This window comes from Bacillus vallismortis, from assembly GCF_040784915.1.
Taxonomy (GTDB): domain Bacteria; phylum Bacillota; class Bacilli; order Bacillales; family Bacillaceae; genus Bacillus; species Bacillus subtilis_G.
Genome location: NZ_CP160797.1, coordinates 1,990,548 through 2,014,658 on the forward strand (window position 1 = coordinate 1,990,548; position 24,111 = coordinate 2,014,658).

The 24,111-nt window shown below is 41.8% G+C and carries 31 protein-coding genes; 30 read left to right on the plus strand and 1 reads right to left on the minus strand.

Going from position 1 to position 24,111, the window contains the following annotated elements:
- Positions 1–273 precede the first annotated feature (273 nt).
- Positions 274–513 (plus strand): hypothetical protein, encoded by a 240-nt coding sequence (locus ABZM97_RS09565; RefSeq protein ID WP_367387416.1) that lies wholly within the window; start codon positions 274–276, stop codon positions 511–513.
- 16 nt (positions 514–529) lie between these two features.
- On the opposite strand, the gene ABZM97_RS09570 is transcribed toward ABZM97_RS09565, so the two are convergent.
- On the minus strand, positions 530–952 hold the full coding sequence (locus ABZM97_RS09570; RefSeq protein ID WP_367387417.1) for a hypothetical protein: 423 nt from the start codon (positions 950–952) through the stop codon (positions 530–532).
- A gap of 60 nt (positions 953–1,012) precedes the next feature.
- Between ABZM97_RS09570 and ABZM97_RS09575 the strand changes: the two genes are divergently transcribed.
- From ABZM97_RS09575 to ABZM97_RS09715, 29 genes are all read left to right on the plus strand, one after another.
- Entirely contained in the window at positions 1,013–1,288 is a 276-nt protein-coding gene (locus ABZM97_RS09575) for a YqaH family protein (RefSeq protein WP_367387418.1), read from the plus strand.
- Between the two features lie 195 nt (positions 1,289–1,483).
- Positions 1,484–2,038 carry a host-nuclease inhibitor Gam family protein gene (locus ABZM97_RS09580; RefSeq protein WP_367387419.1) on the plus strand — a complete coding sequence of 185 codons (555 nt, stop codon included), beginning with the start codon at positions 1,484–1,486 and terminating at the stop codon, positions 2,036–2,038.
- Positions 2,039–2,041: 3 nt separating this feature from the next.
- Complete coding sequence (locus tag ABZM97_RS09585; protein ID WP_367387420.1) at positions 2,042–2,980, plus strand: AAA family ATPase; 939 nt, start codon at positions 2,042–2,044, stop codon at positions 2,978–2,980.
- Positions 2,970–3,167 carry a hypothetical protein gene (locus tag ABZM97_RS09590; protein WP_019260095.1) on the plus strand — a complete coding sequence of 66 codons (198 nt, stop codon included), beginning with the start codon at positions 2,970–2,972 and terminating at the stop codon, positions 3,165–3,167. Before ABZM97_RS09585 ends, ABZM97_RS09590 begins: the two co-directional genes overlap by 11 nt.
- 23 nt (positions 3,168–3,190) lie before the next feature.
- Positions 3,191–3,628, plus strand: a complete 438-nt coding sequence (locus tag ABZM97_RS09595; protein WP_129092985.1) for a DUF669 domain-containing protein — start codon at positions 3,191–3,193, stop codon at positions 3,626–3,628.
- A gap of 60 nt (positions 3,629–3,688) precedes the next feature.
- On the plus strand, positions 3,689–6,103 hold the full coding sequence (locus tag ABZM97_RS09600) for a phage/plasmid primase, P4 family (RefSeq protein WP_367387421.1): 2,415 nt from the start codon (positions 3,689–3,691) through the stop codon (positions 6,101–6,103).
- A 199-nt stretch (positions 6,104–6,302) separates the two neighbouring features.
- Positions 6,303–6,740: a hypothetical protein gene (locus ABZM97_RS09605; protein ID WP_128471887.1), complete on the plus strand. Its 438-nt coding sequence runs from the start codon at positions 6,303–6,305 to the stop codon at positions 6,738–6,740.
- Complete coding sequence (locus ABZM97_RS09610; RefSeq protein ID WP_160216217.1) at positions 6,737–7,276, plus strand: ERCC4 domain-containing protein; 540 nt, start codon at positions 6,737–6,739, stop codon at positions 7,274–7,276. Before ABZM97_RS09605 ends, ABZM97_RS09610 begins: the two co-directional genes overlap by 4 nt.
- A 33-nt stretch (positions 7,277–7,309) precedes the next feature.
- Positions 7,310–7,825: a putative metallopeptidase gene (locus ABZM97_RS09615; RefSeq protein WP_367387422.1), complete on the plus strand. Its 516-nt coding sequence runs from the start codon at positions 7,310–7,312 to the stop codon at positions 7,823–7,825.
- Positions 7,826–8,114: 289 nt separating this feature from the next.
- On the plus strand, positions 8,115–8,492 hold the full coding sequence (locus tag ABZM97_RS09620; RefSeq protein WP_367387423.1) for an ArpU family phage packaging/lysis transcriptional regulator: 378 nt from the start codon (positions 8,115–8,117) through the stop codon (positions 8,490–8,492).
- A 144-nt stretch (positions 8,493–8,636) separates the two neighbouring features.
- On the plus strand, positions 8,637–9,263 hold the full coding sequence (locus tag ABZM97_RS09625) for a hypothetical protein (protein WP_367387424.1): 627 nt from the start codon (positions 8,637–8,639) through the stop codon (positions 9,261–9,263).
- 670 nt (positions 9,264–9,933) lie between these two features.
- Positions 9,934–10,083: a hypothetical protein gene (locus tag ABZM97_RS09630; RefSeq protein WP_327826865.1), complete on the plus strand. Its 150-nt coding sequence runs from the start codon at positions 9,934–9,936 to the stop codon at positions 10,081–10,083.
- A 236-nt stretch (positions 10,084–10,319) separates the two neighbouring features.
- On the plus strand, positions 10,320–10,532 hold the full coding sequence (locus ABZM97_RS09635) for a helix-turn-helix transcriptional regulator (protein WP_367387425.1): 213 nt from the start codon (positions 10,320–10,322) through the stop codon (positions 10,530–10,532).
- A gap of 239 nt (positions 10,533–10,771) precedes the next feature.
- Positions 10,772–11,029: a hypothetical protein gene (locus tag ABZM97_RS09640; RefSeq protein WP_367387426.1), complete on the plus strand. Its 258-nt coding sequence runs from the start codon at positions 10,772–10,774 to the stop codon at positions 11,027–11,029.
- A 703-nt stretch (positions 11,030–11,732) separates the two neighbouring features.
- On the plus strand, positions 11,733–12,218 hold the full coding sequence (locus ABZM97_RS09645) for a phage terminase small subunit P27 family (RefSeq protein WP_367387427.1): 486 nt from the start codon (positions 11,733–11,735) through the stop codon (positions 12,216–12,218).
- Positions 12,208–13,941, plus strand: a complete 1,734-nt coding sequence (locus ABZM97_RS09650) for a terminase large subunit (RefSeq protein ID WP_367387428.1) — start codon at positions 12,208–12,210, stop codon at positions 13,939–13,941. Before ABZM97_RS09645 ends, ABZM97_RS09650 begins: the two co-directional genes overlap by 11 nt.
- 15 nt (positions 13,942–13,956) lie before the next feature.
- Positions 13,957–14,163, plus strand: a complete 207-nt coding sequence (locus ABZM97_RS09655) for a hypothetical protein (RefSeq protein ID WP_167568553.1) — start codon at positions 13,957–13,959, stop codon at positions 14,161–14,163.
- A gap of 4 nt (positions 14,164–14,167) precedes the next feature.
- The gene (locus tag ABZM97_RS09660; RefSeq protein ID WP_367387429.1) at positions 14,168–15,394 is read left to right on the plus strand and encodes a phage portal protein; all 1,227 of its coding nucleotides are present in this window, start codon (positions 14,168–14,170) and stop codon (positions 15,392–15,394) included.
- The gene (locus tag ABZM97_RS09665; protein ID WP_367387430.1) at positions 15,387–15,983 is read left to right on the plus strand and encodes an HK97 family phage prohead protease; all 597 of its coding nucleotides are present in this window, start codon (positions 15,387–15,389) and stop codon (positions 15,981–15,983) included. Before ABZM97_RS09660 ends, ABZM97_RS09665 begins: the two co-directional genes overlap by 8 nt.
- Positions 15,984–16,031: 48 nt before the next feature.
- Positions 16,032–17,237 carry a phage major capsid protein gene (locus tag ABZM97_RS09670; RefSeq protein WP_367387431.1) on the plus strand — a complete coding sequence of 402 codons (1,206 nt, stop codon included), beginning with the start codon at positions 16,032–16,034 and terminating at the stop codon, positions 17,235–17,237.
- 26 nt (positions 17,238–17,263) lie between these two features.
- The gene (locus tag ABZM97_RS09675) at positions 17,264–17,617 is read left to right on the plus strand and encodes a collagen-like protein (protein ID WP_367387432.1); all 354 of its coding nucleotides are present in this window, start codon (positions 17,264–17,266) and stop codon (positions 17,615–17,617) included.
- Positions 17,618–17,671: 54 nt separating this feature from the next.
- Positions 17,672–17,965 carry a head-tail connector protein gene (locus ABZM97_RS09680; protein WP_367387433.1) on the plus strand — a complete coding sequence of 98 codons (294 nt, stop codon included), beginning with the start codon at positions 17,672–17,674 and terminating at the stop codon, positions 17,963–17,965.
- Positions 17,955–18,281 carry a phage head closure protein gene (locus ABZM97_RS09685; protein WP_367387434.1) on the plus strand — a complete coding sequence of 109 codons (327 nt, stop codon included), beginning with the start codon at positions 17,955–17,957 and terminating at the stop codon, positions 18,279–18,281. Before ABZM97_RS09680 ends, ABZM97_RS09685 begins: the two co-directional genes overlap by 11 nt.
- Positions 18,281–18,664 (plus strand): HK97-gp10 family putative phage morphogenesis protein, encoded by a 384-nt coding sequence (locus ABZM97_RS09690; RefSeq protein ID WP_367387435.1) that lies wholly within the window; start codon positions 18,281–18,283, stop codon positions 18,662–18,664. The genes ABZM97_RS09685 and ABZM97_RS09690 overlap by 1 nt, the downstream gene beginning before the upstream one ends.
- The gene (locus tag ABZM97_RS09695; protein WP_367387436.1) at positions 18,661–19,080 is read left to right on the plus strand and encodes a hypothetical protein; all 420 of its coding nucleotides are present in this window, start codon (positions 18,661–18,663) and stop codon (positions 19,078–19,080) included. Before ABZM97_RS09690 ends, ABZM97_RS09695 begins: the two co-directional genes overlap by 4 nt.
- Positions 19,073–19,654, plus strand: coding sequence for a major tail protein (locus ABZM97_RS09700; RefSeq protein ID WP_367387437.1), 582 nt, complete (start codon positions 19,073–19,075; stop codon positions 19,652–19,654). Before ABZM97_RS09695 ends, ABZM97_RS09700 begins: the two co-directional genes overlap by 8 nt.
- A gap of 56 nt (positions 19,655–19,710) precedes the next feature.
- On the plus strand, positions 19,711–20,073 hold the full coding sequence (locus tag ABZM97_RS09705; protein WP_367387438.1) for a hypothetical protein: 363 nt from the start codon (positions 19,711–19,713) through the stop codon (positions 20,071–20,073).
- Between the two features lie 47 nt (positions 20,074–20,120).
- Positions 20,121–20,267 (plus strand): hypothetical protein, encoded by a 147-nt coding sequence (locus tag ABZM97_RS09710; RefSeq protein WP_240509937.1) that lies wholly within the window; start codon positions 20,121–20,123, stop codon positions 20,265–20,267.
- A gap of 63 nt (positions 20,268–20,330) precedes the next feature.
- Positions 20,331–24,107, plus strand: a complete 3,777-nt coding sequence (locus ABZM97_RS09715) for a phage tail tape measure protein (RefSeq protein WP_367387439.1) — start codon at positions 20,331–20,333, stop codon at positions 24,105–24,107.
- The last annotated feature ends 4 nt before the right edge of the window (positions 24,108–24,111 follow it).

The window sequence follows — 24,111 nt, forward strand, 5'->3', positions numbered from 1 at the left end:
TAATGGCAGACCGACAGTCAGACTCGTATCCAATCATTTCACGATTTTGAACGTCAGGAAGATAAGAGCAATCTTCTGTATGTACTTCATGGTTGCCATTAACATCAACGTTTTTATTGTAATAGTAGAATTTATTCAAAATTCTCACCCCCTTTTAAAACTATTTTACCAGAAAGGTAAAAATTTGAAAGAGAATTAGGGGGGGTTTACCTTTTAAATATACATTTATCGTTAAAAATTAAGCTGTGAAAATCAATTAAGGAGGTAAGAGAGATGGATAAAAGCTTTGTTTCTCAAAAAGAAAAGGAATCGCTTAGTGTTACTAAACAAGAGGCTAAAAAGATAATAAATGCTTTGATTTTTCAAAATCAAGGAAAGACAATTTTTGAATTAAGAAAGGCAACTTTAGACTTTTTAAAAAGTAATGTAGCTCATGAAAACGTAATTTATGAAGTCAAGAAGGGAATTGACGAATTTATCTACAGTATAAACATACCTGCCCAGAACAACTGAACAGGTAGTAAAGCAATTATTCTTCATCAGATAAAGCTTGGTTAACCCAATAATCAATATCTTTAATATTTAATAATTCAGCCGCAGGTTTAAAGGATTCTGCAAATTTTCTAAATTCAATATCTGACCACTGATGACTGTGATCGGTACGAGCATTAGATAGAAACTCATCGTTGTAAACAAAAAAATGCTGTAAGAGTGTTTCGATTTCACTTCTTTCGCCAAACAACTCAATGTTGTCTAAATAGAATGTTTCGGCATTTACATGATAATTATGAGCTTCGCTTAGATATGCTAATGCAACGCTTAAATCAAGAGTAGAGTTATCAGATAATACCGTTTTGAAAAGCGTTTTATGACTGTGCATCGCTGAAATAAAACCACTAAAAATTAATTTTTTCAGATGTTGTTTTTTGAAATCTAAATCTGAATTTTTCACTAATATCACCTCCTATATTTGATAGGAACATTATACCAGTGAAATGGAAGGAGAAAAACTATGAATCTTAATAACTTCCTTAAACAGGATAGAGAATTAGCCAAACGGAAATTGGGTTCTGCTCAGTTCTTGCTACAGGAACTTTTACCGGACGAAATCAAGGATAACAATTTCGATGAATGTATTGATCTTTGCCTGTCAGCTGCTGAAATGTTCAAGGATATCAAACGGATGCATCATCCTGAACAAGTCGTCCAGCTGAATGAAATTGCAATTCAGTTTTTAAGTAAAGGTCTTGATGTCTCAATCGTAAAGAGGCCTGTATATGAATATTGAGCATCCGATCATAACCGAAATTAACCGTTACGGCTATCCAAAAGAGTATCTGCAGTATGACCGGGATCGGGAAGAGGATGCAGATGAAGAAGAGCAATAAAAAAAGCCCACACGGCAATGTGGACTTATAAAAACAAAAGTAATTCCATTTTAAATGGATCTCTCAACAAAATCAAATAAAGGAAGGTGTCTCATATGAATCCATTACAGGACTTTGAACTAAATGAAATTAATAACGGCGAACTGCCGGGAGACCGTCCACAGTTTGAAATTACTGATATGAACAGCCTGAATTGGGCTTTCCGGAAAATTGCTGCTCTTAAGTCGCAGGAAAAGGAAATCAAAGCACTGGCAGCCACAGAAAGGCAACGTATTGAAGAATGGGAAAGGCAGGAGCTTAAGCCTTTAGCTGACAGTCTTTCATTCTTTGAAAACCTGGTGAATGTCTATCATACAAAGCAGTTGCAGGAAGATCCGAAGGCAAAAACACTTTCCACACCTTATGGGAAATCTAAAAGCCGGACAACAAAAGCAGCGCCTAAAGAAGTGGACAAGGAAAAACTTCTGCAGCATGTGAAGGATGCTGGTATGGAAGAGTTTATAAAAGAGTCTGTGGCATGGGGGGATCTTAAAAAGACACTCACTGTCACTGAGCTTGAAGGTAAACCAATCGTAATTGATTCAAATGGACAAGCTGTCCCGGGTGTGGAAGTGCAACCGGAAACAGTCAGCTTCAAAGTGGAGGTGTAAGGGATGTTTCAAGTAACAGACGCGCAGCGTCAAAAGGAAAAAGCAATTGTGGGATTTATCGGGCCGAGTGGATCCGGAAAGACTGCAGGCGCCCTGCTGGTAGCTTACGGAATGATGCATGAAGCATACCCAGAAGCAAGCGACGAGGAAATCTGGTCAAAGATCGGTGTCGTTGATACGGAGCACCGACGCGCAAAACTGTACGCTAATTTACAGTTTGATGATATTCGCATCGGTAGCTTTAAGCATATTGATTTTACACCGCCATATACCACTGAGCGTTATCAAATGGCAGTCGAAGCAATTAAGAACGCCGGTGCCGAAGTTGTCGTAATTGATTCACTCTCACACAACTGGCAGGGTGAAGGCGGAATTGTTGAAACACATGGCAGCATGTCCGGCAATTCGTTTCAAAACTGGGGCAAGCTTGCGCCGGAAACAACCAAACTCATTAAGACGTTAACACAAAATGATGTTCACATCTTGGCGACATTGAGAACAAAGACAGAGTATGTCGTTGAGTCAGATAGTAACGGCAAAATGGCCCCAAGAAAAGTTGGTACTAAGCCGGTTCAAAAAGATGAAATGGAATACGAGTTTATGCTTAATTTTACAATTGGTATTGATCATATGGCTGAGACATCCAAAGATAATACGCGAATGTTTGAAGGCTCTTCAATCAAGCTAAACCCAGAAGTCGGCCGCAAACTTTATCAGTGGCTTGAGCTTGGCATTGACGTAAAGGCGGAGGAAGAAACAGAACGCATCGGCTTGATTACTCACATCAAAATGATGATTGAAGGCAACGAAAAGGCTGCGCAAATGATTGAGGAGTTCCAGATCAAAGCGAATCAGAAGCTTGAACAATGGAATATCAAACTTGCTAATGCTGCTATTGATAGATTAAACAGCGTACTTGGAGGTGAGCCAAGTGAAAAATGATTCAAAACTCGAAGAGATTCGGGGGCATGCGACCATATCTGATGTGCCCTGGTTAATTTCAGAGATTGATAGATTGAATAGTGGCATAGACAGTGTAATTTATGATTTGCGAAATGAAGACATCACCGATCCGCATGTAGTGGATTCAATTACTCAAAATCTTGTAGCTGTACTAAACGGCAAATAAAACAAAAATTGGAGGAATTAAATATGTTCACAGTAGACCACAGCAAAGGCGAAGCATTTGAACCAATTAAACCAGGAGAGTATGAAGCGACAGTTATCAACTTTGAAGGAAAAACGGCTGCATCCGGCAACCAGCGTCTTGTCGTTGATTATGAAATTCGTTCCGACGTTGAGCAGCCATGTCAGGGGCAGAAAATTCTATATGACAATTTCACTGTTACAGAAAAAGCATTGTGGAGATTTCATCAAGCATCAAAGGCCGCGGGATTCCCGAACGGAATGAAATTTAAGGATCATATTGAATGGGCCAATGCTTTCCTCAATAAACCGATCCGCCTAGTTGTCGGAGAAAGAGAACATAATGGCAATAAGTATCCAGAAGTCAAAGCGTTTAAGCCGTCAGAAGCGCCGGCGCCGGATACCGGCTCAATTACAGTGAGCGATGAAGATGTACCATTTTGATCACAAGAAATACATTTGAGGGAGTGTATAGCTCCCTCGTTTTTAAAGGGGAGTTAATACATGTACGACTTTAAAAATATACCACAAGAGCTAAAAAACGCCCCTCAGTGGATTTTATGGCGTTCGGAAGAGCGTAACGGCAAAAAAACGAAAGTGCCATATCAGATTGACGGCAGCATGGCTCAGTCAAGCAATAAGCGAACTTGGTCCACCTTTGCCACTATCATGAAGTTTTTCAATGAACAGGAGTATGACGGAATCGGCTTCATGTTTTCTAAGGATGATCCGTTTATCGGAATAGATATAGATCACTGTGTAAATGATGGTGTTCTGTCTCCTTTCGCTCAGGAAATCATCCAGACGATCAGCAGCTATACTGAATACTCTCCAAGTGGCGAAGGTGTTCATATTATCGCGAAAGGCAAGCTCCCATTACGCGGCCCGGGCACAGGGAGAAAAAATATAGATAAAGGCCTGGAAGTATACAGGCATGGCCGTTATTTCACATTCACCGGAAACAGTCTTGATGTTGGACCTGTTCAGGAACGATCAGAAGAAATCAAAACTATCTTTGATAAGTACCTGACAGAGAAGGAAGAAGCAAAACCGGTCAGCACTCGAACACAATCAGCAACCGATATAAGTAATCTTTCAAATAAAGAAATTTGGGAAAGAATGTTCAACAGTAAAAACGGAAAAAGCATTCAGGACCTTTTTAACGGCCAGCTGATTAATGGAGATCATTCTTCCACAGATATGGCTTTATGTAATCACTTGGCATTCTGGACGGATAAGGACGCGGCTAAAATGGATTCCATGTTTCGTGAATCAGATTTATTCCGCGAAAAGTGGGATCGGCAGCACTCAGCAGATGGGGCTACATACGGCGAAATGACTATTGCTGCAGCTATCTACTCGACCGGTTCCACAATATCCGACCTGATGGAACAGCAGGAAAAGCCATATGAAGTTTATTTTTCTCAGTCTGCCGCCCAGGTAGAAGATACTGAAGAGATCATAGATACACCACCAACTTTTCACCTGACGGAGCTTGGCAATGCTGAACGCATCGTATATTACCATGGAAAAAATATTCGCTATTGTAATGAGCTTGAATGGCTTATATGGAATGGAAAGCTGTGGCGGGAGGACAGTAAGCGAAAGATTGAAGCTATAACAGCACAAACCCTCCGGGCGATTTATGGCGAGGCTCAGGCTACTGAGGACGGATATAGGAAGAAACAATTGAACGATTGGGCCAAAAAATGCGAGCGCCGTAATATTCGAATGAATACGATTCTTGACGCACGGCCAATGGTTTCAGTTAGAAAACAGGAGCTTGATTCACATAAATACTTGTTCAATTGTGAAAATGGCGTAATTGATTTAAAAACCGGTGACCTCCTGCCGCATGACCGTGATTTGCTGTTTACAAAAATTTCACCGATTGCATATGAAAAGGACGCTGACTGCCCTAACTGGAAAGCGTTCATGGAGAGTATTTTCATAGATGAAGAGGGCAAAACGAACTATGAAATTATTGAATTTCTGCAGAAAGCTATTGGCTATTCATTGACCGGGGATACAACGGAACAAGTCATGTTCTTTCTGTTTGGTAATGGGCGTAACGGTAAATCGACGTTTATCAACACTGTTCAACAGCTGCTGGGCGACTACGGCCGGCAGACGAACAGCGACACATTCATAAAAAAGAAGAATGATAGCAGCATCAACAATGACATAGCCCGCCTCGACGGGGCGCGCTTTGTGTCGGCCGTTGAGAGTGAAGAAGGACAGCAACTGTCTGAGTCGTTGGTGAAGCAGATCACCGGGGGCGAAAAGATGTCCGCGCGTTTCTTACGCCAGGAATATTTTGAGTTTACACCAGAATTTAAAGTGTTTTTTACGACAAACCATAAACCAATTGTAAAGGGCAGCGATGAGGGTATCTGGCGCCGTATCCGGCTTGTCCCGTTTACTGTCACCATTCCGAAAGAGAAAGTGGACAAAAGTCTTCCGCAGAAACTTGCTACAGAAATGCCTGGCATTCTCAGGTGGGCGGTGGAAGGCTGCTTGAAGTGGCAGAAGGAAGGGCTTAAGGAACCAGAAGTGATCCGAAAAGCTACGGAGGGTTACCGTGAGGATATGGATATATTAGGGCCGTATATGTCAGAAAGATGTGTTGTTCATCCTTCCGCAAAAATTGAAGCAAAAGAGCTCTATAAGGATTACAAAAACTGGTGTTATGAAAATGATGAGATTGAACTCAAAAATCGTGCTTTTTATAGACAAATTGAAATTCGAGGGTTTAAGAAGGAAAACGGAGCGAAAAATAAAGTCTTCTTTTATGGTGTAGGGCTAAACAAATATCAGAGCCACTTGAATTTTTCGGAAAGGGTTAACGAAGGGGTTAATGAATCAAATACAAACAGTGACTCCAAAAAGGTTACTTCTATAAATAGAAAAAAGCTATAAATCCTTTAGTACCAAGGGGTTAAGGCTCTATCTATAGATTTTAATTATTTTTAGGGTTAATAAGGGTTAATGATTTTGTTTGTTCTCCTCACATGAAAATTAATTAATAAAAAAATAAATATATATATAGGGCTTTAATACAAAATGCATTAACCTTCGTTAACTCATTAACCCGTTTTGATAAAAAGAGGTGAGAAAATTGCACCCAAAACAAATTTGTTCCGATTTAGAGGTATTGGGCTCTCGTTTGGTTCTTGATGGAAACGATCTTTATATTGAGAAACCAGAGAAAGTCTATCCGGAACTTGAGGCGTTTGTCCAATCTTATAAAAAGCGAATTATCCGGTATTTGAAAGGCGAATACTCGGATCATGAACATAATGTGAAACAGACAATAGATAAAATCATTAATTATTACATGGGTATTGATCAAGAAATTAATAGAAAAATAGATGACTGGTTCAATCATGATTATGAATCAGTTATGAAGGTGATGAAGTTGCTTGTTCTCTTTTGGGAGAACGGCTGGAGGGAGCTAAAGGAATCCGTTTCAAACTTTGAAAGTGAGGAAACGGACCGGCTATCCATAGAAATTTATGATCGGGCCATGTCGTATTTTAAGGGGAAGAAAGCATGACAATTATTCACTATAACTATTCGGAAACTGAGTTAAAAGAGATTCTGGACAGCATGATCATTATTGTGGATACGAGGGAGCAAAAGAATCAGCATGTTCTTGATTATCTCCGTAAAAAGAAAGTGGCAATCAAATTCAAAGGAATGAAAACCGGCGATTACTCGGCCATGATTCCCAAGAATGATGAACTTGGAATCAGCCGTGATATGTATTTGAATGCAGCCATTGAACGGAAAAATGGAGTGGACGAGTTGGTGCAGTCGATTAAAGACCGTTCTCGTTTTGAAAATGAATTGATTCGAGCGTCCAGGCATCCGTTCACTCTTCTTGTGGAAGACCTGGAAGGGTATCAAAAGATACTCAACGGAAAATATCGTTCAAAGTATGAACCGAAAGCGCTGCTGGGCAGCTTGAAAACATTTGAAGTTCGTTACAACTTTTCAACGGTTTTTATCAGTCCTAACGCTACCGGCAATTACATTTATCATCACTTTCATTACATGGCTCGGGAACTGCTGAAAGGCGGGCTTGTGTAAATCTGAATAAAACAATCAAAGGGAGGAAGTATCATGGCATTTGTAGGTTTTGAAGAATCGAAGGAAGTACGGCAGCTGGCTGAAAGCATAATTGACGAGCATCACCCACATTTAAAAGACGCTAAACAGCAAATTGGTTTTTATCTCCGTGAGGGTAACAGCAAATGGGCAGGAAAGGCGAAAAAATGCACAGCATTCGAACGTCATATGACGGATTACATGCTTTTCGTGTTTATCAATAAGGCTGCATGGAAGACAATGCCGGAGGAACAGCGCGCTGCCCTGGTAGATCATGAGCTTTGCCATTTTACTCGAGAAGAATGGGAAGAGCCAGACCCGAAAGACCAAAGTAAATGGGTGACTGTATACGGCTCTGCCACTGATCCAGACAGCTGGGGATTCCGTGAGCATGACGTTGAGGAATTCTCTGAAATTATCGAGCGTCATGGTTTATGGGATACCGGTATTGAAACATTTGCAGAGGCAGTCCGTGAAGCCGATCACCAAATGAGCATTTCTGACGTGCAGCGTTTATCTAGGGTGAAATAAATGGGAGTAGTCAGAAACTTTATATTAGGGGATTTTGCATGCATCGGAACCGAACATGAGTTCGTTTTGGTTATGAAAAATAAAATATACGGTCCTTATGAGAATAGCAAATTTAAAGCCATGTTGTATGCGTTGGAATGTGGCTTGAAAAGTGAAAGGACAGCGAAATGATTATATTTATAGGCTCACTATTCGTTATTAATTCAGTGGCTCTTGCCTTATGGATTTGCTTAACAGAACGCCGAATACAAAAATGGGAACGTGAAAAATAGAGGAAAGGAGGACGGGTGTGACAGAACAACTTTCATTCCTTCATCCTGTGGATTTGAAGGCAGTCCGTAAAATTGTAATCAAAGAACTCAAAGATTATCGAGCTTTGAAAGTACAGCTTGAGAATAAAAAGGAATCGGTTGACGCTGGCATCAGCCCGTTTCCTTCTATCAGAGATTCTTTCATCTTAAATGAATTGAAAGTCAAACAGATGGAAAGGGCGTTAGAAAACAGCCTAGATGAAGAAGAACGCATGATCATTGAGAAAAAATACTTATCAGCCAGCCAAACAAAAGACATTCATATCTATATGGAACTTGGTATGAAGAAGGACACCTATTATGAAATAAAACAGCGTGCCATCCTACGTATTGCCACAGCACTCGGAATCATCTGAGTGCTCTTTTTAATAAATTGGGTATAAAGTTTAGTTGAGATGTACTTGATCATGAAATTGTAGGAGTAAATAACCTATTTTATGGAAAGTGGTGTTTATATAATTTTGATTGTGGTAGCCTTGAGCCTTGGGAGGGATTGAAAAGTGAAAAGGAAAATTGTAAGCATAATTCTTGTATTGAGTTTAGTCTGTGGATTTGCATTACCTTCTTTTGCGAAAACCTCTACGAATAACGAAAATGTAACACCTGTTAATGGAATGAAGATTATTAACCAGTCAGAGGATGCTTCAACTTACACAATGGAACTTGACGGCAAGCAATATCTTATTGACCAAAAGACACTTGATAAAGGGTCGTCTAAAGAAGCTATCAAGGTCGATCAATATTTATTAACAAAGGGCTCAAAAAAGTTAGTTGATACGGCTACCGTTAGGGTCTCTGAGGTAACCAGTGATGCTTCGGTTATGGCTTGCAGAGGAAAGCAGAGTGTAAAAGTTAAAGTTCCGATTGTACAGGTTAATATGAATTCCTGTAAGATTAAAAGCTTCTTAAATATTATTGAAGATGCAGATGGAGCAGCCGGAGCCATTGCTGGTATCGCGGCATTGCTTAGAACGTTACCGGGAATCTCTTTATACGCAGGTGCTCTTGCCGGAGCATTGTGGGCGAGTAAATGGGCAATAAAGAAAGTTTCCGATAATGGTAAGTACGGGATCTCGTATCATTGGTTAATTGGCACAACAGTTATTGTTCCATGGAGAAATGCATAAACGAGGTGTTAAATAATAAATGAATCGTATATTAGTTTCAATTGCTATAATCATATTCATAATTGAATATTTTATAGCTCCACTCACACAATTAGACACAGGGAAATACGGTACGTTTATTGGTTTGATCTTATTGAGCATTGTTGTTCTAAGATTAGATGATAATAAGAAGAAATGAATCAAAAAGGACAGGATAAAACCTGTTCTTTTTTTGTTTTTAATCATTAATTGTCGACAAATTCCCGATAAAACAGGGGACATTTTAGGGGACAAAAAGGGGGACTATTTATGTTTGAAATCTCGATAAACTTAACCTATCAACGAAATACGATAAATAAAACTTATCGAAATATACGGGAGAAGCGTCTTTCCCTTATCAAGACGAATTCGGATACGGAACAAAGGTGTTGAGGAATGAAGCCAAAACGAGAGGAACATTCTGAGCCTGGATAGCAGCTAGTCTGAGGCGTCCGTATCGGGAGAATAGTATTATCGTATTTCATTGTGCGATCTTACTATACTTGGCTTCCTCTCGGAGTATGTGTAAGATCAATCTTAAAAAAGCGATTAGCATAAGGAGTGAATATAAGAAAATAAAACCAAATTTTATATTGACGGTTGTAAATATAAATGTTATAATAAGAGTATAGAAAGGAGGTGTTGAGAGAGCATGGAAATGGTTGAGCTTATCCTTCGGGACTTGGCTTGGCTGGTTGCAATCCTTACAGGAATCACAACCATGATCAAGAATATCAAGGAAATGAAGGAAAGCAAAAACAAAAAACGACGTTCTCCCGCCAAGAAGAAACGTCGCACATAAGCACAGAGGGGATTTATTCCCCTCACCTTATTATAACACTTTGTGTTCCATGCTCAAGCATATGAAAAAACTAGTAGATGGCTCAACAATTTTATTTTTCATTCTGTTTGTGATCGTATTTGTGGATAAAGACTACAGCAATTTAGACACCCTAGACATTATAACAATGGTATTGGCTTTGATATGGCTGGTAATGACCATCATTAATATTATCCTTAAATGGAGGAACCTGCGGAATGACTAAGTTTGTTTTTGAGAATGTTGACGAGCTGAGAGAGTTCATGGACAAAGAAGTTATAACGACATCTGAGGCCATTGAGATTATCGGATGCAGCAGGCAGAACCTTAAACAGTTGGTTGACTATGGTACATTAAAACCGATTAAAACAACAAATAGAGATCGCCTGTTCTTGAAAAAAGATATTGAAGGCTATAAGAAGAAACGTTGATTGCACCCACATCTAAAGGGTGCTTTTTTATTTGGGTAGTTGCAGACCACCAAAGGTGTTCAGGTGCACATGAGCATTGGAGGAAAGGAACGTTTCAGGGGGAAGGGGAACCTTTAAACAGTCTTAATCCCCCTTGTATATTCTCTGTAAACTGCTTCCGGTAAATCTCAGGATAGACAATTGGCGGTTAACGGCTTGAGTGCGGTGGCAGTTTAGAAAGAATATGAAGGAGGGATAGCATGAGCGAGGCAAAGAAAAAGCATGAGTTTTTGAAAAGTATTATGAGTGTGGTAGAGCCAGGTGAATTTGTAGCTGCCCGAAATAAAGCTGCTGATGAACTTATTGAAGAGCTAAAAAAGAATTGTTACACGTATGGTGACATTTTAAACGCTTTGAATGACTTGCCGATTTACAATTTCACATCTGAACAGAGAGAAATTATAGATACAGCAAAGGGAATTATTGAGGTTCAAATGAGGGCTGTTAGGTGCCGTTAAAAAGGTGTAACGCGCCAGCCTGCCGCAACTATGTGGACTGGGCACAGCGCTATTGTGAGAAGCACGAGGGCTATGCTGACAAGCAATACAACAAAGATGTGAGGTACAACAGGGAGAACAAAGAACTCTATTCTTACTACCATTCGAGAGAGTGGAAACTTCTTCGAGAACAGAAGCTAAGAGAAAGTAACTATCATTGTGCCGTCTGCGCCTCACAGGGACGTTTAAATAAGTCTCATAGGTTAGTAGTCCATCATAAGTTTAAAGAGCTTAGAGACGTTTTAAACGATGATCAGGCACGTACTGATTTAAATAATCTTGAGGTGTTATGTCAGTATCATCATAACCAAGTCACGTTTGGGAAAGGAGAAGGTAATTAGATGAGCAACAGAACGTTTCATTTGATCGGAATTATTGCGAGTGGTATCAGCGTCATTATTTCCACTACAGCATTAATTTTGTCGCTTTAAGTCCCCCCGAACTTTAACCGGGTACCAAAAAAATTTTCCTGGGCATCGGCGCCCCCTCAACTTTGTAAAAAATGTTGAAATGAAATTTTGAGATTTGCTATTTTAGCCGGATTTTGAATACTGAAATATTACGCGCGATCCCTTATCTCGTATGAGTTGATCGGCGTTTTTGTCGTTCGCTGATTTTACCGAAATTTATGTGATGTATTTTGGACGAAAGGTGGTGGTTTTGATTGGCGAGACGAAAACAATTAACGGAAACGTTAAAAGGACAAATTACCAACGAAGAGCGGGAAGAGCGTCTGCAGCAGGAAGAAAAACTGAAAGATTTTGCGCCCTTGCATGAAAAGCCACCATACTGGCTGTCCACTATGGCGAAGAATGAATGGCGGCGCATCTACCCGCACATTATCAATTTGCCAATTTCTGAATTAGATTCGGCGTTGCTGGCGATCTATTGCAACAGCTATGCACAGTATCGGGAAGCGATGGCCGATATAGCCAAAGACGGCCAAGTCATGTTTGAAAAAAACAGCCGGGGTGAGACGGTTAAAAAGAAAAATCCATCTGTGGATATAATGAACAGCATGTCTAAAGAGATCCGGGGCATTGCCGGCCAGCTTGGTCTGTCTCTGGATTCACGTCTTCGAATCGTCGGCCTCGACAGCGACAGCGAGGAACATGATGAGTTTGGAGCAATGGCGATAGATGACGATTGAACATCTTGACCCCGGCACGCTTTATGCGAAAAAGGTTGTCAGCGGAGAAATAACGGCATGCAAGAAAGTCATAAAAGCCTGTCAGCGTCACCTGAGAGATTTGGAAAGAGCAGCTGACCCGTCTTATGAATATGAATACAGACCTGAAAAAGCAAAAAAGGTCATTAAGTTTCTTGAGATGCTGCCAGATATATCAACGGGAAAGCCCACAAAGCTGGCTTTGTTTCAAAAGTTCATTGTGTACATGCTCTATGCTTGGAGGAATAAAGAAACCGGCTTCCGGCGATTCACCAAAGCGTATATAAGCATGGCGAGAAAGGGCGGTAAATCTGTACTCGTTGCAGGTCTATCACTATACGAGTTGATTTACGGCGAAGCACCTAAGTTTGACAGGCAAATTTATGCGACAGCTAATTCAAGAGGCCAGGCGAAAACCGTCTTTAAAATGATCTCGATGCAGCTTAAGAAGATACGTAGTAGATCGAAATTCATGAGGAAATGGACAAAGATTATACAAAATGAAATTCGGTATCTGAAAGATGATTGTGTGATTATGCCTTTATCAAGGGATACCGACAACTTGGACAGCTTGAACGTTCTTATCGGAATTCTCGACGAGTACCACACGGCGTCCAACACAAAAATGATGGAGGTCCTGGAGTCTTCCCAAGGTCAGCAGGACCAGGGCCTTATCTTAATCATTAGTACAGCCGGTTTCAAGCTGAACGGCCCCATGTATTCGCAAGAGTATCCTTATGTCGATGATATTCTAAGTGGTCGTAAAGAAAACGACAACTATTTTGCGATTGTCTACGAACAAGATGACGAAGAGGAAATTTATGACGAAAGCACGTGGATAAAAAGCAATCCACTTCTTGAGGTGGAGGGTTTACAAAAGAAAATCTTGAAAAACCTCCGCAAGAAATTGAAAGAGGCTCTTGATAAAGATGATCTAAACGGTACACTCGTAAAAAACTTTAATATATGGCAGTCTGCTTCCTCTGAAAGCTTTATCAACGGGAACGATTGGAAAAAGCGCGGTGTGGATACTGCGCCAGACATTACAGGAAAGCCGGTCTACATAGGGATTGACTTATCACGAACTGATGATTTATCAGCCCTTGGCTTCATTTATCCGTTAGAGGATGAGAATGAGACATTTTATGTAGACAGCCATTCATTTGTTGGAACAAAAGGCGGACTGGATAATAAAATTGAGCGTGACAAACTGGACTATCGTACTCTTGCGAAAGCCGGATACTGTACAATCACTGACAAAAAATCTGGAATCATTAATCTGCAGCAGGTTGTGGATTATATGATCAATCATATTAAAGAATTTGATTTGCAAGTAAAAGGAATCTTCTTTGACCCTTACAATATCTCTTTATTCTTAAATGAAATTGAGAAATACGGCTATGAGGATGTGCTGATTGAAGTTCGTCAAGGTCCTCGCACATTATCTGAACCAACAAAAGATTTTCGTTTGAATGTATTCGACGGGAAAGTCATACACAGTAAGAATCCATTGCTTGATACGGCGATGCACAATGCAATGATGAAAAAAGTGAATGATACGATTTTAATCGACAAAGCGCTTTATAGGGAAAAGATTGACCCTGCAGCGGCAATGATGAACGCACACACGGGCGCTATGTACCATTACAAACAAGAGGAATTTGACTGGAACTCTTATTATGAAAGCGAAGAATTTACTCTTTAGGGAAGGAGGGGCGCCATGAAAATCGGAAAAATAAATACATTTTTGTTGGGAGTATGTCAGTTTATTAAGTTGAACTTGCATACTCTTTTATTTTTGGCCGGCTTGTTTGTTATCGACTATGGGGTTTTCTATCTTCATCCAGTAGCGGGCTTTATTGTGGCAGGTCTTTTTCTCGTTCTTATTGCCTTCTTGCTGAATCCAAAAGAAGAGGAAGGGAGGTGATTAAGTGGCATTCTTTCGATCATTAGATAATCAGAGCCCAGGAGCACGAGAATTCAATGAAATTATTCTTGGCTTAGATGGACTGTCTTACACGTCTGTAAGTGCAATCAAAAACAGCGATGTATTTACGGCAGTTCTTACTCTTTCTTCAGATATTGCTGCATCACCCATCATGGTTACTCAGAATGGCGTTGAGGAAAAGGATACTGACTTGTTCAGGCTGCTGAATGAGAAGCCCAATGATTATTATTCGGGTTACTTTTTTAAATTTATTCTTGTGGCCAATGCTTTAATGAACGGCCAGTCTTACGCGGAAATAGTCCGGGACAAAGAGGGGACGCCATTAGAGCTGATTCATTTATTGAATAGTGAAGTCTATGCCGAGCAGCTGCAGGACCGAAACGAAATTCTTTACCGGTATTATCCGTCAGGCGGCAAAGAAAGAGTTTTGAAGCCTGAAAATGTACTACACATTAAATTTTTCAGCATGGACGGGATAACGGGGATGAGTCCTCTTTCTAGTCTTAAGCATGAGATTGAAAGCCAGGAGGCTGGGAAACGCCTTGTCACAGACTTTTTCAGAAGAGGCGTCAACTTAAGCGGTATTGTAAACATGAAAAAAGGGCATTTGTCTTCTGAAGCAAAGGACAAAATCCGTAATGAATTTGAAAAAGCAAACTCTGGCATAAAGAATCAGCAGCGGGTTGTTGTGCTTGATGAAAACATGGAGTTTAGCCAATTAGAAATCAATACGAAAGTGCTTGAGGTCGTGAATAACTACACGCATTCAACGAAACAGATAGCCAAAGTGTTCGGCCTGCCGGCACACAAGCTGGGCATTGAGCAGGTCAACACGTCACTTGAACAAGCAAACCTGGACTACCTGACAAATACGCTATCCAACTATTTTGCGGCCATCGCCTCAGAGCTTAATTTCAAAATGCTGCCGTATCCTTTAAACCTGCAGCGGAAATTTCAGTTCGACACACGGCGATTTAGAGAAACGGACGCAAAAACGAAGCGTGAAAATGTCATTGCCTTGCTGCAAAACGGTATTTTCTCCCTCAACAATGCGCTGGCTGAGTACGGATACGAGCCAATACCAAACGGGGACAATCGTTACATGAGTTTGAACTATGTAAACATTGATTTAATGGACGAGATTCAGAAGGCAAAAGCAAAGAGCCTGCCGATCTCGTCAGCAGGTGAAGGAGGTGAGGGAAATGTCTAAGGAAGTAGAGGTTAGAACGTCGCAGGAAGGGTCCTTAAAAGCTCATTCTGAGGATGACGGCCCGAAGGTGATTAGTGGGTACGCTTTAAAGTTTGGCACACGCAGCCACAACCTGGGCGGTTTTATTGAAATGATTGATAAAAGAGCCCTTGATCATACAGACATGAGCGATGTGCGGGCTTTAATTGATCATGACCCATCCAAAATTCTTGGTCGTACGTCTGCCGGCACGCTTAAGCTTGAAGTTGATGACATCGGCTTAAGGTTCGATGTTACTTTGCCGAATACACAGTACGCATCGGATTTATACGAAAATCTGCGGGTTCGCAATATCTCTAATTGTTCGTTCGGCTTTATGCTGGGGAAGGATGGGGATAGTTTTACTCGTGACCAGGAAACCGGCCTGCCGTTGCGGAGCTTGAGAAACATTTCAAAGCTTACAGATGTGTCAGTCGTTACTTATCCGGCTTATGAAGACACTGACGTAACAATTGCCAAACGGAATTTACAGCAGTACGAGGAAAGAAACCGGAATCCGGAAAAAGAAAAGCTGCTGTTGCAGCTGGATTTATTAAAAATAGGATTGTAAAAGCACTCGAAAACCGGGTGCTTATTTTATTTGAAAAGGAGCAAACACATGTTAACTGAAAAAATTAAGGAACTACGATCACAGATTGTTAAAAAACAAACGGCCATTAATACAAAAATCACAGATGCCCAAAAACGAGCAGAGGAAGACAAGCTGGACGAAGCTACAGCTCTGAAAGGTGAAATTACCTCCTTGAAAGAAGAGCTTGACGGCCTGCAGAAAAAGCTTGCGGAGTATGAAGAGTTAGCCGGGCTTAAGCCGGAGAACCCTGCACCAGCTGGGGGTAAAGAAGAAGACGACGAGGAGAAAAGATCAATGCATGGCGGTGGCTTCCGTACAATCATAAAACCAGGTAAGACAGAAGAGGTAAGAGCTTTTGAAGAGTTTCTACGTTCTAAAGGAGAACAGAGGGACGGGTTGAAATCTGATGGCGCTGAGGCGATTATCCCTATTGAGGTACTTACTACACCACAACGGGAGCCAGAGGATGTTGTGGATTTAGGCGAGATCGTAAACAAGGTTCCGGTGAAAACAGCCTCTGGTAGTTATCCAGTTCTTGCTAACGCGGACACAAAGTTAGTTTCTGTAGCTGAGTTAGAGAAAAACCCTGAATTGGCCAAACCTAAGTTCAATAAAGTACCTTGGGCCGTAGAAACATATCGCGGTCATCTGCCTATTTCTCAGGAGGCTATTGATGATTCGGGTGTGGATTTGACTGCTATCGTGGCAAATCATCTGCAGCAGGTAAAACGAAATACAAAAAATGATATTGTTGCAAAAGTGCTGCGCTCATTTCCACAGAAGGCAGTAACAGGAACTGATGAACTTAAAAAGATTTTTAATGTGGATTTAAAACAAGCCTATAAACGTGACATTGTTGCGACTGCTTCTGCGTTCCAATTCTTAGATACGTTAAAAGATAAAAACGGACAATACATTTTACAGCAAAGTATTTCTTCTCCTTCAGGAAAATCATTATTTGGCAGACCGGTTTCAACTGTTGATGACACAATCTTAGGTGAAAAAGATGGCGACGCAGTTATGTTCATTGGTGACTTGAAAAAAGCCGTCTTCTTCGCAAATCGTGTGGAGGCTACTGCGAAATGGGTTGAGAATGACGTTTACGGTCAAGTCCTTTCCCTGGCAGTTCGTTTCGATGTGAAAAAAGCTGATGAGAAAGCCGGCTACTTTGTCACTATTAATCAAACGACAACTAGCACAGAGGACCAGTCAGCGGTAGACGTGGGGCAGTAAAAAATAATTGAAAAGGATGATTGAAAATGGCGGAAGAATTCCTAAATAAAAGTGGAAACGTTTGGACAGCATCGGAGATGGACACGGACGGTAAACCGACAACACGGGTTTACCTTGGCGGAAACAGTGAAGAAACTCCTTTGTATATTAAGGGTTTGCGGGGAGAAACCGGACCGGCCGGACCAAAGGGTGAAAAAGGCGACCCGGCAGTTATTGAAAAGGGAAGTATCACATATGAAATGTTGGCCGACAACTCAGTTAGAAGTAATCACATCGGAAAGGGTAGCGTGAAGTTGGATAACCTGAACGGTGAAGTAAAGTCTCTACTTGATGGTATGCAAAAACAAATTGATGAATTGAAAGGAACGCCAACAGAATAGTGACAGAATGGGACGCATACCGGCGTCCCTTTTTGTTTGTAAAGGAGTGTTGGAATGACGCTTGAAGAATTAAAGCTTGCGATGAGGATAGATCACAACTTTGATGATGGGTTCATCGAGCAGCTGAAAGATGCTGCGGAAGATTATATCAAGGATGCCGTAACGCTTTCGCCAAACAGGGATGCTTTCTTTCAAAACAACCCTAAGTTTGACACGGCTGTCATGTTCCTGGTCGGTGCCTGGTATGAACAGCGCGTATCCTCCATGGACAAAGCGTTGCAAGAAATACCTTTCGGCGTAACAAACTTTATTCAGCAATTCAGAGGGGCGTATACAGATGGAATTTAGCCGGCTCAATACACGCATCGCTTTTGTTACACGAAAGAACAGGAAGGACCCGGAAACCAGGGAGAATATTGAGGTGAATGAACCCTTATTTTCTTGCTGGGCTGAGATAAGAGAACAGAAGTTAAGGGAAAAGCTCACGACAGCTGGTACCTTCTTAGAGAACAGCCTTACGTTCATTATTCGCTATCAGCAAGTTAAGAAGGCGACAAATAACATGCATGTTCTTCATGATGATGAGCTTTACGAAATAAAAGACATTCTTCCAAACTCTCAGAACAAAAACCTGATCAATGTTTTTGCGGAGAAGGTGAGCTGATGCCGCGGCAAGATGATGGAATAGGCGGCATAGAAAAAGAGCTTGATAAGCTTGCGAGAAAGAATACCAGGGCGGCCAAAGCAGCCGTTCAGGCAGGCGCTCAGGTTTTTGCTGAAGCTTTGGAACGTAACACACCTCCAGGCAGAGACAGCAGCCACAAGATGCACATGAAAGATAATGTGGTGTATTCAAAGGCGAAGGAAGACGGGGAGATATATGCAAGTGTGGGTTATGGAAAAGAAACAGCATCCCGCCTGCACTTCTCTAACTTTGGAACGATCAAGCAACCCCCGCAGCACTTCATTGAGAGGACATCAAACGAAATGGAGCAAACGGTTTTGCAGATTGTACAGCAAGTTTACATGAGGGAGCTGGGACTATGATGCTTCCCATTCAGGAAGTTGAAAAGCTTTTAAGTGAAAACGAAACCCTTACTTCTCTTGTGGACATTGACCGGATATTCCTGGTCTTTGTTCCAGAAGAAGATCAGGACATAGAAAAGGCCCCAATGATTCGCATTAACGAGCTTGAGAGCCACAGAGAAGACTATGCGGACGATAGGGCCCTAACGTTTGAGGTTGATATTCAAATAGATCTATGGACCAAAACAATAAAGGACGCCCAGGCTATTCAGCCTGTGATTGATCAGATCATGGCAGAGAACGACTACAAACAATATGCGTCAGCCTTTGACCGTGACCCGGATATTGCGCTATACCGATACGCCAGGAGATACAGAGCGACCAAATTAATTGATATTCAAAAAATAAATATAGAAAAGGATGATATGAATGGCTAAGACGGGACTAAGCGGCATTAAATATGCCGAGCTTGTTGATGAAAAAGCCTCTGCTATCGTAGATATGCCTGGGGCAATTGAAGCGAAGCTGGACGTTTCTTCTGAACTATCACCCCTTTATGCAGATGATGGCATTTATGCGGTTAAGAGTTCAGGAGTTAGTGAAACAAAACTGGAATTAAACGTTGCAGACCTTACCACAGAAATGAAAAGGACTCTTTTAGGTGTGCAGGTTGTTGATGGTATTGAAGAGTATCATAAAGATATGGAGCCGCCTTACGTGTGCATCACATGGCGTCAAAAACACCATGAGAAAGGCTATGTGTATTATGCCTTGTTAAAAGGGAAATTTGGCATCCCTTCTGTGGAAGGAAAAACAAAAGAAGATAAAGTGGACTATCAAACAGATTCGATCGAAGGGCAATTCTTGCCGCGTAAAGCAGATGGACTTGTGTTCCTGATTGGTTACGATCAAAACGATGGATTTACATTAGAGAAATTCTATCAACGTGCTTATGGGATGCTGCCAGACGGCATGACAACAGAAGAAGTAAGTGCAGACTTAGGAAAATAAACTGGCAGCCGGACAGCGGCTGCTTTTTCTATAAAAATTAAAAGGTGGGTTTCACAATGGTTAAAGCAGTTTTAAGAGATTATGCCCTAGCCGAAGTAGATGAAAACGGCGATATTGTATCTGTTCCAGAAAAAACATTTGTTCAGCCAATTGTTACAGCAAGATATACGTATAGAGCTTTAGAAATACATGCAAAGGCAATGGATGAAGAATCTGGCATGACAGAGCATGATGTGATGGATGACATGATGACTCTTGTTTTAGACATATTCAAAAATCAATTTACCTTTGATGATATTTTAGACGGTGTTCAATCTGATGATTTATTTGACTGGCTCAGAGATATTATTGATCAGGTCATGGTCAAAGATAAAAAAAAGGCTCAATTGAAGAAGAAGGCCGAGAAAGCTCAAAAATAACAGGGAAGCCAATGACCTACAGGGACTACCTTAACAGGATGAAGCAGATGTATCTTGACTTGATGGAGAATGGATACAAACTTCATGAAATAGATGAAATGGATATACAACGTTTCTTTGATCTTGCAGCTTACAAGCATGAGGAAGAAAACAAATTGGTCCCGGCTTATCAAATATTCGGTGCAACTTTGTAAAAGGGTGTCTGTAAAGGCGCTCTTTTTGTGTTTCTAACAAAACGATAGAAGGGAGGTAACTATTTGGCGACAGAAGGCAGACCGATAGGAAATTTGGTCATTAACACCACGCTAAACGATGCCGGCGTAAACAGAGGGATAACCGGTCTTAGAAATAACCTCAAAACAGCGCGGACAGCAACAAAAGCGACTGTTCAAGAGTTTAAAGCGATGGGTGATGAACTCACAGCTAGCAAAAAGCAGGTTGAAGGTTTATCAAATGAGCTTTCCATTCAAGAGCAGATTGTAGAAGAATACCGGAAGTCTTACGAGAAACAGGTTGAGCTATACGGCGAAGGCTCACAGCAAGCCCAGAAATACGCCCAGCGGCTCAATACACAGATTCAATCGTATCATTCTCTTGAAGGTTCTCTGCGGCGCGCACAGATGCAGTATCAACGGCTGGAACAAGCCCAAAACCAAGCGAGTGAAAGCGCCGAGGGGTTAACGGATAGCCAAAGAGAGATCGGCGACGCGAGTGGTGAGGCTGGCGGGAAAGTATCCAAATTCAGTTCTTTTATCAAAGTGGGGCTAGTCGGTGCGTTGACTGCAGGCGTTGCTGGTGTTGGAGCTCTTACGGCTGCAATCGGCGGGCTTGGTGCAAAAATGGCCCTTGATACACAGGCGGCCCAGGGAGAAGTACGGGCTCAATTAGGGCTGACGGAAAAAGAGGCTCAAAAGGTAACGAGCTCGGCAAAAAGCTTATGGGCTGATGGTTTCGGCGAGAGTGTTGGGGATGCTAAAAACGCAATCGTCAACGTAAAACAGAACGTGAAATCATTAAAGGATGCAACCGACGAAACGGTAAAAGAAGTTACGAAGGGCACAATGACCATCGCAAAAGCTTTCGACCAAGACGGAAACGACATTACTAAGTCAATCAACGCGATGCAAAATTCATTTGATGGACTTTCCTCTGATGCTGCTATGGACATGATCACTAGTGGTTTTCAGAAGGGCCTTGATTATTCTGGGGAGTTCTTAGATTCGATTAATGAATATTCCAATCAGTTTGCGTCTGCAGGGTTCTCTACACAAAAAATGTTCTCAATCTTTCAGGCCGGCGCCGAATCCGGTGCCTTCCAGCTGGATAAGGTCGGGGATCTGATCAAAGAAATGAATATACGTTTGTCCGATGGAACTGCAGATGAAGCGATGCAATCCCTATCAAGTCACACTCAGCAGCTATATGCGGAATTTAAAAAGACGGGTAAGGGTGGCGACCAGGTTTTTACGGCCGTTATGAAAGACATTGACGGCATGAAAAATAAAAGCGATGCCTATAAGATCGGTCAGCAGATTATGGGTACACAGTTCGAGGACTTAGGACAAAAAGGCGTGTCGGCTCTCGCTAATGTAAAGAGCAGTTTTTCGAATGTGGACGGTGCGACGAAAAAAGCTGGCCAAGCCCTTCAAGATAATTTTGGGACAAGGCTTAAAAAGATTGGCCGTTCTGCCCTGACATCGTTAGAGCCTATTGGAAATGGGGTCCTAAGCTTGCTTGAACCCGTCATGTCTGGCTTAGAGTCTGGCATGAAAAGCCTTGAACCGACTTTTAACAATATCGCGAATGCCGGAAAAAATCTAAAGACTATTTTCTCTGGCATAATGGACGTTTTCAATGGTGATACGTCAAAAGGTGCCGATAAACTGATGGACTTTTTCCCAGTGTTAACGGTCCAGACCATTATCGATGGGATAAACAATATTAAGACGGCTTTTTCGGGCTTTAAGCAGCAGGCACAGCCCATCATATCCAACATGAAGGCAAGCTTTGACGCCATGAAGCCGACCTTTTCGGCTCTCGGCACTATTGCATCCCAAGTTTTTGGAACCCTTGGCCCTCTGGTCAAACAGGCACTGGGCGGCGTGATGTCGTTCATTGGTCAACTCACAGGGCAATGGAAGTCTTTCTGGCAGCAAAACGGTTCAGTGATCACTCAAGCCCTTCAAAATGTGTGGTCGGTTGTTCAATTTGTCATGCCAGCCGTGCTTGCGATTATTCAATCTGTATGGGGCAATATCAAGGGCGTGATCACCGGCGCCATGTCTGTAATTCAGGGCGTTATTCTCGTTTTTTCTGGGTTATTGACCGGGAATTTTTCGAAAATGTGGGAAGGAATTAAGAAAATATTCTCTGGCGCGATAAAAGTTGTCTGGAATGCTATCCAGCTTTCATTTTTCGGCAAGATTCTTGGCGGCGCTAAGGCACTTGGTGCTGGTTTAAAGGGCATATTCCCAAAAATGTGGGGTTGGATCAAAAGTTTGTTTAAAGATGGTGCCACAAATGCCGGAAAAATGTTTAGCTTCTTGAAAGATAAAGCCCTGAAAATTGTCACTGACATGAAAACTAGTATTGCTAAAAAATTCACTGACATTGTAGATGGGGCGAAGGCGCTGCCTAAGAAAATGGGTGATGGAATTAAGAGCATGGCAGGCAAAGTATGGGACGGAATAAAAGCGTTTGGAAACCAAACGCTGCGCGGATTCGGTAAAATCATCAATGGCTTTACTCAGCAGGGCATCAATTGGATTCTAGGGAAAATCGGGGTTGATACTAAAATCCCTAAATGGGAAGTTCCACAGTACGCCAATGGTACAGGCGGGCACCCCGGAGGCCTAGCCATTCTCGGTGATGGTAAAGGCTCAAATGCTGGGCCGGAAGCTTTTATAACCCCTTCGGGTCACATGGGGCTTAGCCCTGCGACTGATACGCTCATGAACCTCCCTCAAGGAACACAAGTCTTGTCAGCGATTGACACTAAAGCTTTTCTTTCAGGGGTTCCGGCTTATGCAAACGGAACGAAGAAGAAAGAAGGCTTTATTTCAAAGATGTGGAATGGAGCAAAGGCAGCCGTTGGAAAAGTGAAGGACCTTGCCTTAGATGTATTTGACTATATCAGCAACCCGTCAAAACTCGTCAAAAAGGTTATTGAAAAGCTAGGGTTGAAACTGCCTAAGGTGAAAGGCATTACCGGCAATGTCCTAAAGGGTTCTTTCTCTCTTATCAAAAAGAATTTTGTCAATTTCATCAAAGATAAATTTGGGGAGTCTAGCAACTTTGGTGAGGGCGGCACGGAAGCCGTCAAAAAGTGGGTTGCTAAGGCCTTAAAGATAAAAGGGCTGGGATCAGAGTATGCCTCTGCGCTTGAAACCATAGCGATGAAGGAATCAGGCGGCAATCCGAATGTTGTAAATAGATGGGATTCAAACGCGAAAGCCGGTCACCCATCACAAGGATTGATGCAGTTCATCCCGAGTACCTTCAACGCCAATAAGGAACCAGGACACGGAAATATCAAAAACCCAGTTGACCAAATCCTTGCGTCTATAAATTATCTGAACAGCAGGTACGGTGGCATCTTAAACCATCCAGGCTTGAAGTCTATGGCGCGCGGCGGCCGTTATGTCGGTTACGATAAAGGCGGATTGATTACACGCGATCACATGGCCGAGGTCCATAAAGGGGAAATGCTGCTGCCGTTGCGTCAATTTAGGCGCAGCCAAGCTCATAAGGTTCTCAGCCAAGCTGGCAAAATGGTTGGGTATGAGCCGGAAAATCGGTCAAACACAAGCGATGCAAACGCATTGCAAAAGATGGTCACTCTGCTGCAGCAACAAAACAGCAACCAGCAGGCCGAAATTAATCTGTTAAGCCAAACGGTAAGACTATTAACGCAGCTTGTGGCAAAGGACCCTAAGATGGTTTTAAGTGTACAAGAATTAAACAAAGTCCAAGACGATGTTTACAACAAAGAAAGGAATCAAAAGGGATTGCTGAACAATGTAAGCTTCTCTTAGGAGA

Coding starts and splice junctions, on each gene's coding strand:
- ABZM97_RS09565 (WP_367387416.1), top strand. CDS start 274: ATGGATAAAAGCTTTGTTTCTCAAAAAGAAAAGGAATCGCTTAGTGTT.
- ABZM97_RS09575 (WP_367387418.1), top strand. CDS start 1,013: ATGAATCTTAATAACTTCCTTAAACAGGATAGAGAATTAGCCAAACGG.
- ABZM97_RS09580 (WP_367387419.1), top strand. CDS start 1,484: ATGAATCCATTACAGGACTTTGAACTAAATGAAATTAATAACGGCGAA.
- ABZM97_RS09585 (WP_367387420.1), top strand. CDS start 2,042: ATGTTTCAAGTAACAGACGCGCAGCGTCAAAAGGAAAAAGCAATTGTG.
- ABZM97_RS09595 (WP_129092985.1), top strand. CDS start 3,191: ATGTTCACAGTAGACCACAGCAAAGGCGAAGCATTTGAACCAATTAAA.
- ABZM97_RS09600 (WP_367387421.1), top strand. CDS start 3,689: ATGTACGACTTTAAAAATATACCACAAGAGCTAAAAAACGCCCCTCAG.
- ABZM97_RS09610 (WP_160216217.1), top strand. CDS start 6,737: ATGACAATTATTCACTATAACTATTCGGAAACTGAGTTAAAAGAGATT.
- ABZM97_RS09615 (WP_367387422.1), top strand. CDS start 7,310: ATGGCATTTGTAGGTTTTGAAGAATCGAAGGAAGTACGGCAGCTGGCT.
- ABZM97_RS09630 (WP_327826865.1), top strand. CDS start 9,934: ATGGAAATGGTTGAGCTTATCCTTCGGGACTTGGCTTGGCTGGTTGCA.
- ABZM97_RS09635 (WP_367387425.1), top strand. CDS start 10,320: ATGACTAAGTTTGTTTTTGAGAATGTTGACGAGCTGAGAGAGTTCATG.
- ABZM97_RS09640 (WP_367387426.1), top strand. CDS start 10,772: ATGAGCGAGGCAAAGAAAAAGCATGAGTTTTTGAAAAGTATTATGAGT.
- ABZM97_RS09650 (WP_367387428.1), top strand. CDS start 12,208: ATGACGATTGAACATCTTGACCCCGGCACGCTTTATGCGAAAAAGGTT.
- ABZM97_RS09655 (WP_167568553.1), top strand. CDS start 13,957: ATGAAAATCGGAAAAATAAATACATTTTTGTTGGGAGTATGTCAGTTT.
- ABZM97_RS09665 (WP_367387430.1), top strand. CDS start 15,387: ATGTCTAAGGAAGTAGAGGTTAGAACGTCGCAGGAAGGGTCCTTAAAA.
- ABZM97_RS09670 (WP_367387431.1), top strand. CDS start 16,032: ATGTTAACTGAAAAAATTAAGGAACTACGATCACAGATTGTTAAAAAA.
- ABZM97_RS09675 (WP_367387432.1), top strand. CDS start 17,264: ATGGCGGAAGAATTCCTAAATAAAAGTGGAAACGTTTGGACAGCATCG.
- ABZM97_RS09680 (WP_367387433.1), top strand. CDS start 17,672: ATGACGCTTGAAGAATTAAAGCTTGCGATGAGGATAGATCACAACTTT.
- ABZM97_RS09685 (WP_367387434.1), top strand. CDS start 17,955: ATGGAATTTAGCCGGCTCAATACACGCATCGCTTTTGTTACACGAAAG.
- ABZM97_RS09690 (WP_367387435.1), top strand. CDS start 18,281: ATGCCGCGGCAAGATGATGGAATAGGCGGCATAGAAAAAGAGCTTGAT.
- ABZM97_RS09695 (WP_367387436.1), top strand. CDS start 18,661: ATGATGCTTCCCATTCAGGAAGTTGAAAAGCTTTTAAGTGAAAACGAA.
- ABZM97_RS09700 (WP_367387437.1), top strand. CDS start 19,073: ATGGCTAAGACGGGACTAAGCGGCATTAAATATGCCGAGCTTGTTGAT.
- ABZM97_RS09705 (WP_367387438.1), top strand. CDS start 19,711: ATGGTTAAAGCAGTTTTAAGAGATTATGCCCTAGCCGAAGTAGATGAA.
- ABZM97_RS09710 (WP_240509937.1), top strand. CDS start 20,121: ATGTATCTTGACTTGATGGAGAATGGATACAAACTTCATGAAATAGAT.